Genomic DNA, 18,220 nt, shown 5'->3' on the forward strand with positions numbered 1-18,220 from the left:
ATGCAATTTAATTCGACATGAGCGCTGACAATTCCTTTTTTTATAGAATCAATACCGTTTAATTATCTTCTTCAACAGTCCATTTTTTAATCCACTTAGCAAATACATAAGCGAACAGGAGTAGGAAGATTAGATTCAGAATTAAGGTAGGCAGCAATCTCATACGTGCAAATTCAATGAACGTCAATGAAGTATAACCAATTAAGGTATTCACCTCATAGACGATAATTTCTAAAATAGATATAGCAAGCAAACATACAGTTGAGACTATCCCAAGATTAATTTGCAGTACTTTCATCAGTTGAGTTGAGAAGTACACCATTAACGGCAAAGTGAATAAATAAACACCCAATACTTCTGTATAGACGACATCATAGAAGATTCCCATAACAAAAGCATATATGATTGCCATGTTCCTTTTTCCGTACACCCCTAAAAACACTAGAAAGATAATAATAAACCTTGGCACCAAGATGTAGGGTGTTGTATATAATTTCGCCGAAAATATTTCAACAAAAATCCCTTCAGATATAAAAACAAGGACAGCTAAAAGGAAGATTTTAAACCTTATCACAGGTCATCCCCCTCAGTGCTATCTGTATCTATAGTAGTCATTGTACGTTTTACAATCATTACGTTATTCAAATCATAGAAATTAGCTGCCGGCTTAACCAAAGCTGTTTGGGTTAATCCGTATTGATCGATAACGACCTCCTTAACCGTACCTATGACTAAACCTTCTGGGAACACCCCTCCAAGCCCGGATGTTGTCACATTCTCACCTTTTTTAATTTTAGCATCATAATGGAGACCTGTTAATAGCAAGGCTTGCTTATCTTCATCATATCCTTGGATAAATCCATATGATTTTTCTTTACTTTGCACCATTGCTGAAATACGGTTTTGCGGATCAAGAGCCGTCATTAATTGTACTGTAGAGGTAAATTGAGAAACACTTTTGACCTTTCCAATCAATCCCTCAGCAGTAATTACAGCCATATTTTTCTCAATCCCATTTACACTGCCCTTCGAGACCGTCAATGTTTCATGCCATCTCTCCGGACCTCTGCCAATGACAGTTGCATGAGAAACTGTATGATCACTTAAATCTTCTTTTTTCTTAAGTATATTGCTTAATTCCTCATTTTCTTTTTTCAAATCATATATCTCTGTTTCCAACTTCACATATTCTTCCAGGCGTGATTTAAGATTCTTATTTTCTTCATATGTATTCCTTAAATCTGAAAGATTCTCAAAAAAGCCCGCTACAGCAGAAGCGGGCTTATGGAAAATTGTTTGAACAAAGCCGGCCGAGTCCTTCATAAACTGTTCAGGCCAGCTCAATTCATCCCTTTCCCGAAGTGAGAACCCAATCAAAGCCACCAGAAAGATGATGCTAATCAGCAAGATAATCAATTTTTTGTTTAAGAAAAATTGTGGCATATCCTTGCTCCTCTATCATTATTATCCTCTTTCAGGATTTTTGCGTTCTATTATATTATCTTGAATCTTTTACTTTTGATTTGAACAAATGAATATGATCAAGTGCCTTACCAGTACCAATTGCTACACAATCCAATGGATTTTCAGCAATTAGAACAGGCATTTTTGTTTCTTCACTGATCACTTTATCCAGGTTGCGTAATAATGCGCCACCACCTGTTAGAACGATTCCGCGATCCATGATATCAGCAGCAAGCTCAGGCGGAGTTTTTTCAAGCGTATTTTTAACCGCATCTACAATCGCATACACTGTGTCATGAAGAGCTTTTGCAATTTCATCAGCAGTGATTTCAATTGTTTTTGGTAAGCCTGTTAATAAGTCACGGCCGCGAATCTCCATGTTTTCAATATCTTCAGGTTCACCAGCTGAACCGATTTCAAGCTTAATAGCTTCAGAAGTTCGATCACCAATCATCAAATTGTAGTTTTTACGGATATAGTTAATAATCGCTTCATCCATTTCGTCTCCTGCGATACGAATAGATTGGCTAGTCACAATACCGCCCAAAGAAATAATCGCGACTTCAGTTGTACCGCCACCGATATCTACAACCATGCTGCCTGTTGGTTCCCAAACAGGTAAGTTTGCTCCAATAGCAGCTGCAAACGGTTCTTCAATTGTATAAGCATCACGTGCCCCGGCTTGTCTAGTTGCGTCAACAACAGCTCTCTCTTCAACGGCTGTAATTCCGGATGGAACACATACCATTACATATGGCTTACGTGCAAATAAACCTTGGTTTTTTAACGCTTGTTTCATATAATATTTCATCATGGTTGCAGTCGTATCATAATCAGCAATAACGCCATCTTTCATAGGGCGCAAAGCCACAACATTACCAGGTGTACGGCCGATCATATTTTTCGCATCATTACCGACAGCAACAATGGATTTTGTATCTGTTTGAAATGCAACAACGGAAGGCTCACGTACTACAATGCCTTTTCCTTTAACATAAACAAGTGTATTGGCGGTTCCTAAATCAATTCCTAAATCTCTATTTCCAAGCATCTTTTAATATCTCCCTTTCTGAAACATATTCCATATTAGGTACGAGTTTTTTTATTTTCTTTTTCATATCATAAAGTTAAGTTCTTCAGTAATGTAATGAAAAATAAATTCTTTAAAAAGCATACGTAATATTATAGCTCATCCTCATGTGAATTCCTAGTATTATAAATATCCTTTTTCTTTAAGACTTACATATTTTTTCTCTCCGATAACCAAATGGTCTAAAAGTTCTATTCCCATAATTTTCCCACATTCAGCTAGACGTTTGGTTACTTCTATATCTTCTCGACTTGGAGTGGGGTCTCCTGAAGGATGGTTATGCAAGCATATTATAGATGCTGCTGATCTGCGGAGAGCTTCTTTGAAGACTTCACGGGGATGGACAATTGAGGCGTTTAAACTGCCGATAAAGATTGTTTGTTTATGGAGTATTTGGTTTTTCGTATTTAAATATATACATACAAAATGTTCCTGTGATAAAAAACGCATATCATTCATACAATAATTGGCACAGTCCTCTGGCGAACGAATCACGTACCTCTCTTCATTCGTCAAATTGCTGATTCTTCTTCCTAATTCCATAGCTGCAGCAAGCTGCACAGCTTTTGCTTCCCCAATACCTTTAATACTAGTCATTTCTTCAATACTTGCCTCTTTCAAAAGACGCAGCCCGCCAAACTTAGCCAAAAGTTGGTTAGCCAGATTTATCACTGAATCTTCCTTTGTTCCAGTTCTTAAAAGAAGTGCCAGTAACTCTTGGTTTGACAGACTTTCCGGTCCAAATTGGATAAATCGTTCTCTTGGGCGATCATCCTTTGGATAGTCTCTTATCATGATTTGCGTTGTATCCATCCATATTCTCCATTCCATTGACGGAGTGAGGCTATTCTTAAGGATGTACTAATTTTTCAAGTTCCCTCTTAAGTCTGGAAACCGGGAGCCCTACAACTGAGAAGTAGTCACCTTCGATTCTCTTCACCAGCAAGGAACCAAATCCCTGTATCCCGTAGGATCCCGCTTTGTCAAACGGTTCTCCGGTCAATACATATTGTTCAATTTCTTCTTTTTTTAATGGCCAGAATTCTACATCTGTTTTTTCATAAAACAAGATAGAATCTTGCCCTCTTATTAAGGAAACTCCTGTATAAACCTGGTGTACATTACCGGATAAACGATTCAGCATGGAAATTGCTTCATCTTTATTTTTCGGCTTGCCCAGGATGTCACCATCCATTACTACAATCGTATCTGCGCCTATCACAACGGAATCACGGTTAGTTTCAGCGATAACAGTTGATTTTATGCGTGCTAATTCCATCACTATTTCGTGAGGTTCCATTCCATCCTGATAGGTTTCGTCTGCATAACTTACTTTCACCTGAAATGGTGTGTTCAGCATTTCAAGCAATTCTTTTCTCCTTGGGGAAGAAGAAGCCAAGATTAAATCCAATCCTTTTCGCCACCTGCCATAAGAATTTATATAGATAGGGAGATACATATTCATCCTAACAGAATACGACACCATTCTCAATTCTTAAAGCAAAATAAAAAAGAGTACCCCGAAATGTGAAGTACCCTTTTAAACACAAATTGTATTTTTTATTTCCCGGAAAATACATTATAATCTATACCATTCATCAAAAAATTGAAGTATACATTTTTGAAGCTGCATTAAGGATGCTTCTTCTGGTTTAGATTGATAGGTAGACCAAGTTTTATTCATACTTTCACTTAAATTATGGAGATTTTGTAATTCTTTCGGAATATTCTCTAAATTAATAGACTTTATATCTGGCTTTTCTTTCGTTTCACTTTGTAATAGGCCCTCTGAAGCCAATTGTGTGTATTGACCGGTGTTGTGTATCATATTATGGATGACCTCTGTTTCTTTTGGTGTATAAGCTTTTTTTGTTTGGCCCTGAAAACGAATTTCCTTCCAATACGTATCGACACCTTCTCCTCTATATAAAAGTGCCAATTTCTTTGTATCCTGCAATGTAGCCGCTGCTCCTATATAAATAAAATATTTATCCTCCTGTTTAAGAATGATAGCAGGAATTCCATCCCCTTCAATAAGCGAGGCACGTTGTTCTGCTGCCTGTTTACTCGAGTAGACGCCGCCCTGAACGACAAAAGCATTCATATCCTTGACCATTTGCTTCTCGTCCTGAGGCGCTTGTTTATTGGAACCAAGCAGAGGAACAGAGTCCGGTACTTTAACAGTTTCCTCTCCGCCGCCAAATAGGACAATTTTTAAAATTACAACTCCAAATAATGTCCCGATTATAAGTGCTACCAATACAGGAATTCCTGCTGCAAGAACCGGTAATTTATTCATTTTTACATGGTCAAGAAAAGCCGTTTTTTGTGTCGGCTTTGTTTTTGCCTCGTTTTTTTTAACAGGTTTTTCTTCGGGTGCTGCCCAAAGAGACGGTTCTTGTTCATCCTCAACCGTGCTGGCAATTTCTTGGATCGTATCCAAAGTATCTGGATCTTCACTTGGAATCCATTTGTATTCCTTTTTTTCGCCATTTATGTTTACGATGATTGTTCGTTCCCGGGTTGGCTTATCCATTCCTTTGCCTCCGCGTTTTTTGTTCATCTTATCATTCTGTAAAAAAAAAAGAACAAGACTCTTGTCGTCTTGTCCAAAAAGGTTTCGCCAAATTTCTAGGATTCTCTATCCTCAACATTCTCTTCACGTATTTGATCAAGAGGCAACGGCAAATAATCTTCACCTTGCTTTTCACCGCATAATTTACGTTTCATTCCAATTAAACAGATGGATACTGCTTTTCCATCCTTAAATAGTACATAGGAATCTGTATGATCTAATCCCCATTTATCTCCTGTATCCGGATCAATGATGACATCCAAAAAACCTGAGGTAACAAGTTCGTTATATGTTACGGGGTTTACTAACGGTTCTTTATTGAATTCTTTATTCTTATAATAAACCGTACTGGCATTGCGCATGATATAGGCATTAGAGACGAAGGCCTGCTTTCTCGCCTTTTGGATGACATCGCCAATCACCAGGACAGCTATTGAAGCTATAATACCCAATATGACAATAATCGCCAGTAACTCAATTAAGGTAGCTCCATTTTCATTAGACTTCCTATTTATATTCCTTATCATTTCACTCACAACCTGAATGCTTCTATTAAACTACTCACTATCTTTTTTTGAATCGTCATATACGTCCGGTGCAATGCTTAATGGATTATCTTTATTAGCTGGTGGAGGCGCCTCTATATCCGGCAATTGGTTTTGTAAATCTAATCGCATTCGTTATGATTTCAGTTGATGATAAATCCTTTAGATAATAGGCCGCTTCTTCTGCTTTATCAAACCGTACTTCGAGTTTAATAGCACCATTTTCCGCATAAGAAAAGGTTTCAATAAATCCTCGTTCCGACAAAAATCCAATCAAATGTTTTAAAAGAAGTACTGTTTTAACAGGGTATTGGTTTGCCCATTTAACCTTTTCTGTTAATTGAGCAACAGAATTGCTATTCTCCTGAGATACAACCTTCTGCTGTTCCACTTCAATCATTTGAGCAGTCATTTCATATTCTTGTTCTAATGCATTCAACTGGCTTTGATTGCTCTGATATTGCCAAAAGTAAAGGATTCCGCAGAGAATACCGAGAAACACTGCAGATAAGATAATCAGGAGTACACCACGGTTTTTGCGCTCTTTTTTTGGCAGCAAGTTAATTTCTACAAGCATCATCTCACTCCTTTAAGAGCCAATCCCCCGGCTAAAAAAAGGACTCCGGCAATTCAGGTTCCTTATTGGTTTGTATATATCCCTTTGGAATACTCACCACAGTTTGATCATATCTATTTTTTATGTCAGTGATCACTTCAGTTAGATAAGGATGATCACCGGTTATGATTATTTTAGTGACCTGATGCTGCTCATGGCTTAAGGAATATTGATAAAAGCTTAGCACCCGATCAATTTCTGTATAAGTATCCTCCAACAATTGCATATAATCTTCTTTGTCACTGGAATATTCCATGATTTGCTGATCTTCATTTATACGCAATAGTTCCCATTCACTACTTTGCCCTGTAATAGGGATATTTTTCATAAAGATCGGCTTATCATTTACAAAAACACTTGTGTTGACGGTATGCAAATTAAATTCAATCAGTAAGAGATGGTCTTTCGAATCTCTTTTTCCTGCATGAAAAAACAGCCTGTACAGCGACAAAGGCGAAATATCTGCTTCTATAGGATAAAGCTGAGATTTTTCAAGCAAAGTGGCGTACTCCGATACCACCTCTTCTTCAGCAGCGAATAACAGAATTTCCTTTTTTCCTCCGTCTCTTCCAACAGAACCACATCAAAAATGGGTTCCTCAAATGGAAGATGTATACTCGTTCCCATTTCCAAATATAAGTAGCCCTTGATTTCATCATCTTTAATATCCTTTGGAATGGCAACCTTACGAATGACCAAACGGGAGTCTGGTACTAAAAACCGCACCTGACGTTTCTGTATTTTCCATTTAACAACACAATCACCTAAAATATCCTTTAGAAGGTCAAAATCAGTAATAATGCCGTCCTTTATAACACCGGCAGGTAAAAAATGCTCACCGCATTTATGAACAATCGGTGGGTCCAGCTGTTTAAGTTCTACATAACGAATCACATGGTCTTTTAATACCAGGTTCACAACCCGATTGCTGCCTGAAAATAAAGTAAAAGCCATTATAACTTCTCCCTTCCAAATCAATCACAAAAATTGTAAATACCAGTCTAGCAAGAACTCCCCAAAAAAGTAGGCCACCAGTGTACCAACGACGATGAACGGTCCAAATGGAATCGGCTTCCGCCGCTTCACAAGACCGATTAACATCCCAATGACTCCAAAGACAGCTCCAAAAAAGGTGGAGAATATAAAGGCGAGAATAACTCCCTTTACTCCCATCACAAATCCAATTAAACCGAATAATTTAATATCTCCGCCACCCATGCCGCCTTTGCTGATTACAGCGATAAAAAATGGGATTCCAAACCCGACAATAGCCCCAGCTATACCGTCCCACCATGGGTCCAAAGGAATAAATACCCGAATAAACAAAAAAACAACTGTAAAAAACAGCAGAATTTTGTTCGGTATAAGCATGTACGTAATATCCGATATAAAAATAATGATCAGCAGGGAAATAAGTGCCCATGCCACAAACAATTCAGCAGTCCAGCCCAGCAGCATCGGAGCTGCCATAAATAGAATAGCCGTTGTCAGTTCCATCATCGGATAAATAGGTGAAATGCCCGCCTTACACTTACGGCACTTCCCCCCTTGAAACAAGTAAGACAATACAGGGATAAGCTCTATCGGTGTCAATGTATGGCCGCAGGCCGGACAAGCCGACCTCGGAGCCACAATCGATTCCTTCGCTGGAATCCTCAAACCTACCACATTATAAAATGAACCAAAGATGAGACCGGTGAGGAAGATTAAGAGATAGAGAGTAAACATTACAATCATGTAATATTTTCCATCCAATTCTTCTCGAAGTGCTACAAATTTTTTCATTGGCATTGACGTATATTCATATTGGGTATCCCCTAAAAGATCCTCAAGCTTTGTCGGGTAATAATTTTTATTATCGTAAATCTCCAAAACTCTTATTTTTGGAGTGCTTTCCGCTCCATGTGTTACGTTAGGAGCCTGCAATACCGTTGGAAATAAAATAATAATAGCAATTGCTAGTTTTAGCCGTCTTTTCATATACCCACCCCTCTACCCTGTATTTTAAATAGAATCTATTCTTCACTCATACAAATTACCTATATTATCACTTATTATACATTCTTTACCATTATATTGTATATTTTTCAATAAATTATCTGCTCTATTTATAAATATTAATCTTATAGGATATTGTTGATTTACAGAGATAGGTAGATTTAACTTCATCTTTTTATCAAAATAGTAATTAATGCTTGAATTACTTCGATTTCTCTTTCAAAATTTTTATCAGCTGTTCCATATATGAAACTCACTTCTACACAAATAGCTTTAGTCTATTTCTCTTGAACAAAAAAGACGTATTCCTCCTCTCTAGTAGTCGGAATACGTCTCTTTTATTTAATATATTGCGCCACTTTGTTACGTCCGGCGCGTTTTGCTCCTGTATACATAGCCCGGTCTGCATGACGGATTAATGAGTGAGGATCATCCGCATCAATTGGAGCGGTTGAAACTCCAATTGATGCAGTTACTCTTACATGAACCCTCCTGCTTTCACTACCTAAATCAGATACTAATTCATACGGCTTTGTTCCAATTTTTTGACGTACCAGTTCGGCAAATTTATAGCCTTCCTCCACTCCTGCACCAGGGAGGACAAGCACAAATTCTTCACCGCCATATCTGGCTGCAATCCCTTTAAATTGTACGAGTGAAGACAAACGTTCTGCTACCTGGCATAAAACTTCGTTCCCACCCAAATGTCCGTAAGAGTCATTTATTGACTTAAAGTGATCCAAGTCTATTAAGATAAGAGTTAATGTATCCAGCTTTCTTCCCCTTATCAGGATAAATTGTTCTTTTAAGTAATCTTCCAGAAAATAGTTGTTATATAGATTTGTTAAAGAGCAGCGTTCACTTTTGGCTTTTGTTTCTTCATAATGCTTCGCATTTTCAATAGCTGAAGCCAGATATGTAGAAAGAATATCTGCAATCGTTATCTGACTGTTTTCAAAAAAGTTTCTTTTCGAAGATATATGAAGGACAATCCCTTCCATTTGCTCTGCATTTAAAACCGGAACAATCAAGACGCTTTCTGCCCAATCAGGAATACCATGGTTTTCGTATTTCTTCAGGGAGGCAGAGCTCTGAATCAGCAATGTTTTTTTTGATTTCCATACTTCTCCTAACAAGCTGTCTGTTGCCGAGATTAAATTCAAATGGGGCATACCAGTCTCATTTTTACTTTCATAACGAACCATACGAAGGCGATTATTGGCTTTGCTATCCACACTAAGAATATAGGTTTCGTCCACTGGGAAAATCCTTGAAATTTCACCCAAAAATAAATCCAGTACTTGCTTGACTTCTAATCTTTCTGTCAATCTGTGACCAATTTGGCTCGCTTTTTGCAAATCTTCATTCATATGGTCAGCCCGATAATACAGTCTCATCACAAGAGCCAAACTCACAAGCGGTACGCCAACAATAATAATGGCTACCACCCCCAGCTCCTGATAGGTTGAATACAATAATAAACCGATTGGAAAGATGATAATACTGGATACGATATCCGCAACCTGATCTTTTGCAACAAACTCTACTTTTGCCTTATATACAAACACATCTATGAGTAAAGCACAAATAAAATTAGATAAGAACCAGACAATTTGGTGGATTACAATTAATGAAAATACACTTATATCCGATAAGTCCAAATTAGAATGCTGACCGCCAAGCAAATAATAGATTAATCCGCTTGTTAATGAATTAATAAAAAACATTAAAGAATTCATCGGAATGCGGAAAAGCTCATCCTTGCTTATTTTTATTCTATAGAGCAATGTTATTACTCCGATTTGCGAAAGGATTATTTCAACAAATAATCCGTACTCAAGGAATAGAGCCAAGGATACACCCTGAAGGAGAAAAATTGGCAATCCATTTATCATAATAGGGTAATACGTAATAATACAAAGCAGTAATAGGAACAGAAGAATATCAATCGAAAAAAAGCTTCCTAAAATAGGATACTCCGTATATGAAATATATAAACTTGCAGGGACGATCAATAACCAAAGTATCCAAATAATGAAGCGTTTTTGTTTTGTAACCATTACCGCCCCTCCGTTCAGGAATTTCATCCATCTTATGTCAAATTTTATCAAAAATTCCGACATCTGTCACACAAGTATTTACAAAAACAGGTCTTATGGAGGATTGTCATGAACATCATTACTTTTACATGAATTTAGTTATGACTTTCGAATAATTTCATTGACGATATATGGACGAATAGACGCCAAAAAATATAAAGAGCCTGTGACCAATAGCATATCTCTGTCTTTCATTTTGGCTAATATCTCATTTATTCCTTCTACCCAATCTTTTTTTACATCCTTATGAGGGTGTCGGCTATGTTTAAAAAGCTCCTCTGCCTCATTCATTCGTTCTAATGGAATCTCCGTAAAAGTTATACTTGCTGCCTTTTGTTCAATCATCTGAATCATCTTTGTATAATCCTTGTCCTTTAAGGCCGCAAACAAAATATGTATATCACAATTTGGGTAACGATCATCAATCGTTGAAAGCAGAGAGTTTATACCTGACACATTATGTGCGCCGTCCAGGATGATTAGCGGCTGGTTCGACACAATCTCAAAACGCCCTTTCCATCTGGCAGATGCCAGTCCTTTGCTGATACTTTCTTCCCGAATCGAAAAGCGATACGTTTCACTAAGTAATATTGAACTGATGACAGCAAGCGCTGCATTCTCAACTTGATGGCTTCCAAGCATGCTAATATGTAAATTCTCCAGTAAGTATTCTCGCCATTTAACCGTGAAAACTTCCTGATTTTCAGGGTGAGAGCGGTTTAAAATCTTAAATTCTTTTCCTAGCGTATATAAAGCAGCATTCATTTTCTCTGCCTGTTTTGCGAGGGGCTCTAATGCTTCCTCATCTTTTACACCTGTAACAACTGATGTTCCATTCTTGATAATTCCTGCTTTTTCTGTTGCTATTTTACTCAGAGAATTCCCGAGAATGTTGGTATGCTCTAAAGAAATGCTAGTAATGATCTCCAAAAGCGGTTCAATTACATTAGTGGAATCAAGTCTTCCCCCAAGTCCTGTTTCAATAATAAGAATGTCCGGTTGCTCATTTTTAAAGTGCAGAAAAGCTAATATAGTCGTTACTTCGAAAGCAGTCAGATAATCCCCTTCTTGCTCTGCTTCATTTAAAACAGGGAGGAGGTAATTTAAACATTCAACTAGCTTATTGTCCGAAATCATTTCCTCATCAATCATAATTTGTTCGTTCAGCTTTTCAAGATAGGGAGATGTAAAGGTACCTACCCGGTAGCCCTCTGCCACCAAAATATGTTTTAAAAATGTAAGCGTAGAACCTTTGCCATTTGAGCCTGCTATATGTATACAAGGAATGCTGCGCTCCGGATTTCCCAATTTACGTAAGACTCTTTCCATTCTTTCCAGGCCAAAATCCATCCCAAGTTTTGCTGTACGGTCTGCAAGAAATTTCTCTGCCTGTTGATAATCCTGTATCATTTTTTTCACTCCTCAACCATTGCGCTATGTATTAGTATGTCATGATTGAACAAAAACACCCTGTTCAAATGCTTCGAACAGGGCGCAATAAAATGTCTTAAGCCAATTCTTCTAAATCCTTCAGGCGGCTTTGTACAGCCTCACGTTTTTCAACATAGTCTGCCAGCTTCGCTTTTTCTTCTTCAATCACCTTTTCAGGCGCTTTTTTCATGAAGCCTTCATTGGATAGCTTTTTCTCAATTCTTTCTACTTCTTTTTTCCATTTTTCAAGTTCTTTTTGAAGACGTTTTTGTTCCTCTTCAATATTTAATAGACCTTGCAATGGAAGAATTAATTCAACACCCGTTACAATAGCTGTCATCGCTTTATCATCAGCAGGGATGTCTGTACCAATTGTTAATTCCTCTGGATTACAGAAGCGCTCGATATAGCTGCTGTTTTTTTCAAGAACAGCTTGTGTTTCTGCATCTTTCGCCTTCAAAGAAAGCTTGATTTTTTTGCTGAGCGGCGTGTTCACTTCTGCGCGAATATTACGTACTGTACGAATGATTTCGACAAGCAATTTCATTTCATCAGAAGCTTTTTCATCCGTTAAGTCCGGATTTACAACAGGCCAAGATGCTGTTGTGATGGACTCCCCTTGGTGAGGAAGGTTCTGCCAAATTTCTTCAGTGATGAATGGCATAAATGGATGTAACAATCGCATCGTTTGATCCAATACGTACGCAAGGATAGAACGTGTTGTAAGTTTAGCTTCCTCGTCTTCTCCATATAGAGGGAGCTTCGCCATTTCAATATACCAATCACAGAAATCATCCCAAATGAAGTTGTATAATGCACGGCCAACTTCACCGAATTCATATTTATCTGCCAGTCTTGTTACAGTTTCAATCGTTTCGTTTAGACGAGTTAAAATCCATTTATCCGCAACTGATTTTTCGCCTGTTAAATCAATCTCTTCATATTTCAGCCCATTCATATTCATCAAGCAGAAACGGGATGCATTCCAAATTTTATTGGCAAAGTTCCAAACAGATTCTACTTTTTCATAGCTGAAACGTAAATCCTGACCTGGTGAGCTTCCAGTTGTTAAGAAATATCTTAATGAATCCGCACCATATTTCTCAATAACCTCCATTGGATCTACACCATTGCCAAGAGATTTACTCATTTTCTTGCCATGCTCATCACGTACAAGTCCATGAATCAATACATCTTTGAATGGACGCTCTCCAGTGAATTCAAGTCCCTGGAAGATCATTCTTGATACCCAGAAGAAAATAATATCGTATCCAGTCACAAGAGCTGCTGTTGGATAATAACGTTTAAAGTCTTCTGAATCTGTATCAGGCCAGCCCATTGTGGAAAACGGCCATAACGCAGAACTGAACCATGTATCCAATACATCTGTATCCTGCGTCCAGTTTTCGATATCTGCAGGATCTTCCATTCCTACATATACCTCGCCTGTTTCCTTATGGTACCAAGCCGGAATGCGGTGACCCCACCAAAGCTGTCTGGAGATACACCAGTCATGGATATTATCCATCCAATTCAAATATGTTTTCTCAAAGCGTTCCGGTACGAATTCTACTTTACCTTCAGTGGATTGCATTTCAATTGCACGCTCTGCCAATGGTCCCATTTTAACAAACCATTGTGTAGATAAATAAGGCTCTACAACAGATCCGCTTCTTTCAGAGTGTCCAACCTGATGGATATGCTCTTCAATTTTGAACAACACTCCCTGATCCTGAAGATCTTTCACAATTTGCTTACGGCAATCGAAACGGTCCATACCTTCATATTTGCCAGCCTTCGCGTTCATCGTTCCGTCTTCATTCATAACTAGAATGCGTTCAAGATTATGACGATTACCTACCTCGAAGTCATTAGGATCATGTGCTGGTGTAATTTTTACAACCCCGGAACCAAAATCCATCTCTACATAATCATCGCCAACAATCGGAATTTCTCTTCCTACGATTGGCAGGATAACCGTTTTTCCAATCAGGTGCTTATAACGGTCATCTTCCGGGTGAACTGCAACTGCTGTATCGCCAAGCATTGTTTCCGGACGAGTTGTCGCAACTTCAATATGCCCGCTGCCATCTGCAAGTGGGTAGCGCATATGATAAAAAGCACCCTTAACCTCTTTATGAATTACTTCAATATCAGAGATCGCTGTTTTTGTACTTGGATCCCAGTTAATAATATATTCACCGCGGTAAATAAGGCCTTTTTCATAAAGTTTTACAAACACTTCACGAACAGCTTTTGAAAGTCCCTCATCTAGAGTAAAGCGTTCACGAGAATAATCTAGGCCCAATCCAATTTTTGCCCATTGCTCACGGATATGGGATGCGTATTCCTCTTTCCATTTCCATGTTTCTTCAACAAATTTCTCACGTCCCAAATCATAACGTGAAACACCTTGATTGCGCAGTTTTTCTTCTACCTTCGCTTGAGTTGCGATTCCCGCATGGTCCATACCTGGCAGCCATAATACGTCATAACCCTGCATTCTCTTCATTCTTGTCAAAATATCCTGAAGCGCAGTATCCCATGCATGACCTAAATGCAGTTTACCCGTTACGTTTGGAGGAGGAATTACAATCGTATAAGGTTCTTTTTGTTTATCCTGTCCCGCTTCAAAGAATTTACCCTTTAACCACCAATCATAGCGTCCTTTTTCGATTGATTGAGGATCGTATTTGGTTGGCATACCAATATCCGTTTGTTGCTCCATTTTTCATTCTCCTTTACTTTCATAATTGGTGAAAAACGCAATAAAAAAACCGCTTCATCCTCTATATAAAAAGGACGAAACGGTATGTCTCGCGGTACCACCTTTGTTCCAATACAAATAACTGTTGTATCGGCACTTCATTTCGTTAACGGCTCTTCACCGGTTATCCGCTACTATTGACGTTCACGGAAACAGCTCCCGGGCGACCTTCTGCGATTACGGTTACTGAAGGAATCTTACAGCCGATGGATTCCTCTCTCTTACAGTCTTAATCACATACTCTTCCCATTCAAAGCTTTTCATTGTTATTTTGGTTTCTCATAATCGGAAATCATTTTTTAATACTGTTATCATACATAAGTATGCATCTACTCGTCAATCATTGTTTCCCATTTTTCTATATTTTATTCAAGCCTATGTCCAAGGTGTCATCGTCAATTCTCATTCTTAGACGCTTTAAATAATGCTGTACAGACACCCATTCAGGGGGAATTTTATATTCTATCATAAAGGGGGAATTTACATGCGAAAAAAGGTAACTCAATACAATATGCCTCCGTGGATTCGAAATACAAGAAATGTCTTACAGCAATTCTCCATTCCCTTTGCCGTTTTTCAAGGAATCCGGACATTCTTTTTTCCGACCACTTTTGATTTATTTCTGCTATTATTACTGATTGGTCTTGCTTTAGCCTTCCACTTTGATATTCTGTAATCTTTTATAACTATTCATTTAGACCAGGTAGGTTTGCCTGGTTTTTGTTTGATACAGCCTATCATTTTATTATGTTGATGCCATATCTTTTATTTCTCTTCCTTCGCCTTTTTGCTTTCTTCTATTTGTTCCATCCTCATAATAATATATTCAATGTTTTTTAATAACCAATACTGCCTTTGGAATCTTCGGCAAAATTGTATTTCATCCTGTTTACCTTTTTTTCTGGAGTATTGTTCTACTACCTTGATACAATTAGCCGGATAGGCTAAATAGGATAAGAATAAACGCAGCTCACCCTCCTTGTAGGGAAAATACTTCAGATAAAGATAGATCCACTCAACTATTTCTTCACCCTGGATTGGATAAGTTTTTAACTGCTTAACGACAAAAGGCAATAAGTCGAAATAGGCAGGTGCGGTTTTACTCTGTTCAAAATTGATAAAATGGCCATAACCATTTTCACTATATAAGAAATGATGAATTGAGATATTTCCATGGGTCACCACACTGCGTACTTTTTCTTCTTCCTTTGTTAGGTCAAACCACTCCTTCAGTTTATTTAAGGAATACGTCAGAGCCTGAGACAAGTCATAAAAGCACATACTAAACAACTGCTCAAACGGAGACATATACCACTTCTTTTCGATGGTTGTTACCATTTCACGAATAAATTCCTTTTGCTCCTCCCACTCCTTGACTGTTTTTTCATAATGCTCTTCCCGTTCCTCTTTCGTAATGTTAATTTCTTTGCCAGATAGCGTATGCATTCTTGCCAATTCCCTGAACATCTGCTGGTGTCGTTCTGCCCGTTCCTCTATATGTTCATCCGGCAGCCAAGGCATAAGGTAACTGATTTTATCATGAGTTAATACTCCATATCTGCCATCAACTGTTGGAAAAATCGGAACAATTCGGTTATATCCATTTTGATATAGGTTCTGCACATTTTTGATAAAATCAATGCCTTTGGTTGCCGGGATGGTTTTAATCGCAAATATACCATTGTTCGTATATACTTTTTTTACTTTTCCAAAATCCTCGTAAAATTCAAGTTCCAATTGATAGTTTCTTAGAAACTCAGATATCCACTCCTGATCTTTTCTTAACATTCCTCTGGCACCCTTTCTGCATGTGCCCTTTTTGGAAACCAATGAAATCTATTTCAGCTGCCCTATCATAAGTCATTATTTTTTAATGAGCTATGCAGCCATGTTTCTCACAGTTAAATTGCATTGTACTATTCCTATTAAAAAAGCAGAGCATATAATGCTGTGCTCTGCTGTTAACTAGACCTATTATTTATAAGAAGCAGCAGCTTCAGGAATATAAATTACCTGACCAGCTTTTAGATCGGATGTTAATTCCAACCCGTTTATTCTCGCGATATGCTGAACGCTCGTTTTATATCGATCTGCCAGAACATCAATATTTTCTCCATTTTGGACAATACAGACTCTTACTTTTGATTGTTGTGATTCTTCCTCCTCTGTAAATAAATCGTATAACAAAGATTTAGACTTACCTTCAGTTTGATCTTCGTTCTCCTTCCCATTCTTTCTTTTAGAATCAGACGATTGATACTTTTTCTCTACATACTGATTGGATGTTTGTTCTTTGTTCTGTTGACGTATGCGAGAAACATTTGTTTCCGGTTCTACTGCAGCTTTATTCAAATCTGGTGCTACATTCGCTTGAGATTGGTGCGGCTGTACTCTGTCATATTCTGAACTTTCCTCTTTTTCATATTCTGAACTTTCCTCTTTTCCATACTCGGCAGTAAAAGGAACGACTTCCATTAATTCCGGAGGACCCTCATCAAATCTATTATCATATGGAATGGAAAAAGATTGGTTTTCATCTTTTTGCTTTTGTCTGTCAACTAATTGGTCCGGTTCAAAAGCAAAAGGGCTATAGTCCTTGTCTGTATGATCTGACTCATCATTCGGCTGTGTTTCTTCATAATCGGCTGGTTGATGCAGTCGGGGTGACAATTTAGTTTCAACATAAAAATGGTCATCCTGGTTATGATTACTCTCTATATAAGAAGTTGGGTTCTTGAGATAAATCTCAGGCGAATCTGCCAAATCCTCCTGCTCCTGATCCTCATCCTCAGAATTTTCCCGATATAAATGCACCTCTATCTGTTCTTCCTCTTGCTCATTATGGACTTCTGCCTGAATAGTAATCTCCTCTGCTGACTCCTCAAAATCTTCGTTGATTTTATTCCATGTATGAGTATGATGCTCTTCCTGAAATCGCCCGGATGTTCCATTTTGATAGTTTGAAGTCTCTTCCCGTTCCTCTGTCTCTGTCACTTGCGTCTGCTCTTCAGGCAAATTATCGTAAACTCCACCAATCCATAAATCTGCTCTAATTTGCAGATATCCCTTTTCTGGCAGCTTATAATCAAAGGTATGCACACCTATATTAAGCTCATCCATTTCCCGAACTCTTTCTGCAGGAATCGTTATATCTACAGGAAATTGCTGATGGAATTCAAATAAATGATGCTCCCTTTGTTCGATTACAGAAACATAGCGCCGAAACGGATCTTCTGCTCCTTCTTCCTGTCCTGTTGCCTCAGTGGCCTTATATTCCCCCATTAAATCCAGAGTCCCTTTAAGAATCACATACTGTTCTACTTGATGAGCTGAAACATTTGGTTCAAGCGAAATGGAATACAGTTCCTCAACTTCCTGTCCCCTTTGAAACCACACACTCTCTTCTAATGAAAATCGTAATGACGATGCATGATCCTCAGACACCCAATTTCCTCCCTTCAGCCCTTTTCATCTAAATGCCATTATCAGCCTATGCTGCAGATACAGAAAATATGTGCTTTGTTAAACGTATGTCTGGAGAATAAAAAAATTCCCCCGAGAGCATACTCGGGGGAATCTACTAATCACTTTATCTCATTCAAATTGGAGCATGGACTCTCGCCTAAAACAAAGGT

17 protein-coding genes and 1 other annotated feature are annotated in these 18,220 nt (G+C 38.1%); of the genes, 1 reads left to right on the plus strand and 16 read right to left on the minus strand.

The window, feature by feature from the left end; all coding sequences use genetic code 11:
- Nucleotides 1–58: 58 nt before the first annotated feature.
- From mreD to F7984_RS14445, 14 genes are all read right to left on the minus strand, one after another.
- Nucleotides 59–574 (minus strand): rod shape-determining protein MreD, encoded by a 516-nt coding sequence (mreD, locus tag F7984_RS14380; protein ID WP_066105539.1) that lies wholly within the window; start codon nucleotides 572–574, stop codon nucleotides 59–61.
- Entirely contained in the window at nucleotides 571–1,443 is an 873-nt protein-coding gene (gene mreC / locus F7984_RS14385) for a rod shape-determining protein MreC (RefSeq protein ID WP_140461970.1), read from the minus strand. The genes mreD and mreC overlap by 4 nt, the downstream gene beginning before the upstream one ends.
- Before the next feature lie 55 nt (nucleotides 1,444–1,498).
- Nucleotides 1,499–2,515 (minus strand): rod shape-determining protein, encoded by a 1,017-nt coding sequence (locus F7984_RS14390; protein WP_140461969.1) that lies wholly within the window; start codon nucleotides 2,513–2,515, stop codon nucleotides 1,499–1,501.
- 162 nt (nucleotides 2,516–2,677) lie between these two features.
- Complete coding sequence (gene radC, locus F7984_RS14395) at nucleotides 2,678–3,367, minus strand: RadC family protein (RefSeq protein WP_140461968.1); 690 nt, start codon at nucleotides 3,365–3,367, stop codon at nucleotides 2,678–2,680.
- A 37-nt stretch (nucleotides 3,368–3,404) separates the two neighbouring features.
- Nucleotides 3,405–4,013: a Maf family protein gene (locus F7984_RS14400; protein WP_225983733.1), complete on the minus strand. Its 609-nt coding sequence runs from the start codon at nucleotides 4,011–4,013 to the stop codon at nucleotides 3,405–3,407.
- A gap of 120 nt (nucleotides 4,014–4,133) precedes the next feature.
- Entirely contained in the window at nucleotides 4,134–5,090 is a 957-nt protein-coding gene (locus F7984_RS14405) for a hypothetical protein (RefSeq protein WP_140461966.1), read from the minus strand.
- A gap of 95 nt (nucleotides 5,091–5,185) precedes the next feature.
- On the minus strand, nucleotides 5,186–5,656 hold the full coding sequence (locus tag F7984_RS14410; RefSeq protein WP_140461965.1) for a type II secretion system protein: 471 nt from the start codon (nucleotides 5,654–5,656) through the stop codon (nucleotides 5,186–5,188).
- Nucleotides 5,657–5,750: 94 nt separating this feature from the next.
- Nucleotides 5,751–6,251, minus strand: coding sequence for a hypothetical protein (locus F7984_RS14415; protein WP_140461964.1), 501 nt, complete (start codon nucleotides 6,249–6,251; stop codon nucleotides 5,751–5,753).
- A 31-nt stretch (nucleotides 6,252–6,282) separates the two neighbouring features.
- Nucleotides 6,283–6,789: a type IV pilus biogenesis protein PilM gene (locus tag F7984_RS14420; RefSeq protein ID WP_077248078.1), complete on the minus strand. Its 507-nt coding sequence runs from the start codon at nucleotides 6,787–6,789 to the stop codon at nucleotides 6,283–6,285.
- The gene (pilM, locus tag F7984_RS14425; RefSeq protein ID WP_140461963.1) at nucleotides 6,759–7,244 is read right to left on the minus strand and encodes a type IV pilus biogenesis protein PilM; all 486 of its coding nucleotides are present in this window, start codon (nucleotides 7,242–7,244) and stop codon (nucleotides 6,759–6,761) included. The genes F7984_RS14420 and pilM overlap by 31 nt, the downstream gene beginning before the upstream one ends.
- 24 nt (nucleotides 7,245–7,268) lie before the next feature.
- A complete protein-coding gene (locus F7984_RS14430; RefSeq protein WP_066105695.1) occupies nucleotides 7,269–8,018 on the minus strand; it encodes a prepilin peptidase in 750 nt (249 codons plus the stop codon).
- 608 nt (nucleotides 8,019–8,626) lie between these two features.
- Nucleotides 8,627–10,348, minus strand: a complete 1,722-nt coding sequence (locus F7984_RS14435) for a sensor domain-containing diguanylate cyclase (RefSeq protein ID WP_180350012.1) — start codon at nucleotides 10,346–10,348, stop codon at nucleotides 8,627–8,629.
- Nucleotides 10,349–10,486: 138 nt separating this feature from the next.
- Nucleotides 10,487–11,797, minus strand: a complete 1,311-nt coding sequence (locus F7984_RS14440; protein WP_140461962.1) for a bifunctional folylpolyglutamate synthase/dihydrofolate synthase — start codon at nucleotides 11,795–11,797, stop codon at nucleotides 10,487–10,489.
- A 97-nt stretch (nucleotides 11,798–11,894) separates the two neighbouring features.
- A complete protein-coding gene (locus F7984_RS14445) occupies nucleotides 11,895–14,546 on the minus strand; it encodes a valine--tRNA ligase (RefSeq protein WP_066105564.1) in 2,652 nt (883 codons plus the stop codon).
- Between the two features lie 67 nt (nucleotides 14,547–14,613).
- Nucleotides 14,614–14,848 (minus strand) — a binding site (T-box leader).
- 221 nt (nucleotides 14,849–15,069) lie between these two features.
- Between F7984_RS14445 and F7984_RS14450 the strand changes: the two genes are divergently transcribed.
- Nucleotides 15,070–15,261, plus strand: a complete 192-nt coding sequence (locus tag F7984_RS14450) for a hypothetical protein (protein ID WP_066105566.1) — start codon at nucleotides 15,070–15,072, stop codon at nucleotides 15,259–15,261.
- 89 nt (nucleotides 15,262–15,350) lie between these two features.
- On the opposite strand, the gene ysxE is transcribed toward F7984_RS14450, so the two are convergent.
- The gene (gene ysxE / locus F7984_RS14455; protein WP_140461961.1) at nucleotides 15,351–16,373 is read right to left on the minus strand and encodes a spore coat protein YsxE; all 1,023 of its coding nucleotides are present in this window, start codon (nucleotides 16,371–16,373) and stop codon (nucleotides 15,351–15,353) included.
- 186 nt (nucleotides 16,374–16,559) lie between these two features.
- On the minus strand, nucleotides 16,560–18,029 hold the full coding sequence (locus F7984_RS14460; protein ID WP_140461960.1) for a LysM peptidoglycan-binding domain-containing protein: 1,470 nt from the start codon (nucleotides 18,027–18,029) through the stop codon (nucleotides 16,560–16,562).
- Nucleotides 18,030–18,220: the final 191 nt, after the last annotated feature.

It is taken from the genome of Pradoshia sp. D12 (assembly GCF_008935075.1).
GTDB lineage: Bacteria > Bacillota > Bacilli > Bacillales > Pradoshiaceae > Pradoshia.

What these genes read in the sequence shown, in the direction of transcription:
- F7984_RS14430 (WP_066105695.1), bottom strand. Translation starts at nt 8,018, where the DNA reads ATGTTTACTCTCTATCTCTTAATCTTCCTCACCGGTCTCATCTTTGGT.
- pilM (WP_140461963.1), bottom strand. Translation starts at nt 7,244, where the DNA reads ATGGCTTTTACTTTATTTTCAGGCAGCAATCGGGTTGTGAACCTGGTA.
- F7984_RS14400 (WP_225983733.1), bottom strand. Translation starts at nt 4,013, where the DNA reads ATGTATCTCCCTATCTATATAAATTCTTATGGCAGGTGGCGAAAAGGA.
- F7984_RS14450 (WP_066105566.1), top strand. Translation starts at nt 15,070, where the DNA reads ATGCGAAAAAAGGTAACTCAATACAATATGCCTCCGTGGATTCGAAAT.
- F7984_RS14440 (WP_140461962.1), bottom strand. Translation starts at nt 11,797, where the DNA reads ATGATACAGGATTATCAACAGGCAGAGAAATTTCTTGCAGACCGTACA.
- ysxE (WP_140461961.1), bottom strand. Translation starts at nt 16,373, where the DNA reads ATGTTAAGAAAAGATCAGGAGTGGATATCTGAGTTTCTAAGAAACTAT.
- mreC (WP_140461970.1), bottom strand. Translation starts at nt 1,443, where the DNA reads ATGCCACAATTTTTCTTAAACAAAAAATTGATTATCTTGCTGATTAGC.
- F7984_RS14435 (WP_180350012.1), bottom strand. Translation starts at nt 10,348, where the DNA reads ATGGTTACAAAACAAAAACGCTTCATTATTTGGATACTTTGGTTATTG.
- radC (WP_140461968.1), bottom strand. Translation starts at nt 3,367, where the DNA reads ATGGATACAACGCAAATCATGATAAGAGACTATCCAAAGGATGATCGC.
- F7984_RS14390 (WP_140461969.1), bottom strand. Translation starts at nt 2,515, where the DNA reads ATGCTTGGAAATAGAGATTTAGGAATTGATTTAGGAACCGCCAATACA.
- F7984_RS14415 (WP_140461964.1), bottom strand. Translation starts at nt 6,251, where the DNA reads ATGCTTGTAGAAATTAACTTGCTGCCAAAAAAAGAGCGCAAAAACCGT.
- F7984_RS14410 (WP_140461965.1), bottom strand. Translation starts at nt 5,656, where the DNA reads ATGATAAGGAATATAAATAGGAAGTCTAATGAAAATGGAGCTACCTTA.
- F7984_RS14405 (WP_140461966.1), bottom strand. Translation starts at nt 5,090, where the DNA reads ATGGATAAGCCAACCCGGGAACGAACAATCATCGTAAACATAAATGGC.
- F7984_RS14445 (WP_066105564.1), bottom strand. Translation starts at nt 14,546, where the DNA reads ATGGAGCAACAAACGGATATTGGTATGCCAACCAAATACGATCCTCAA.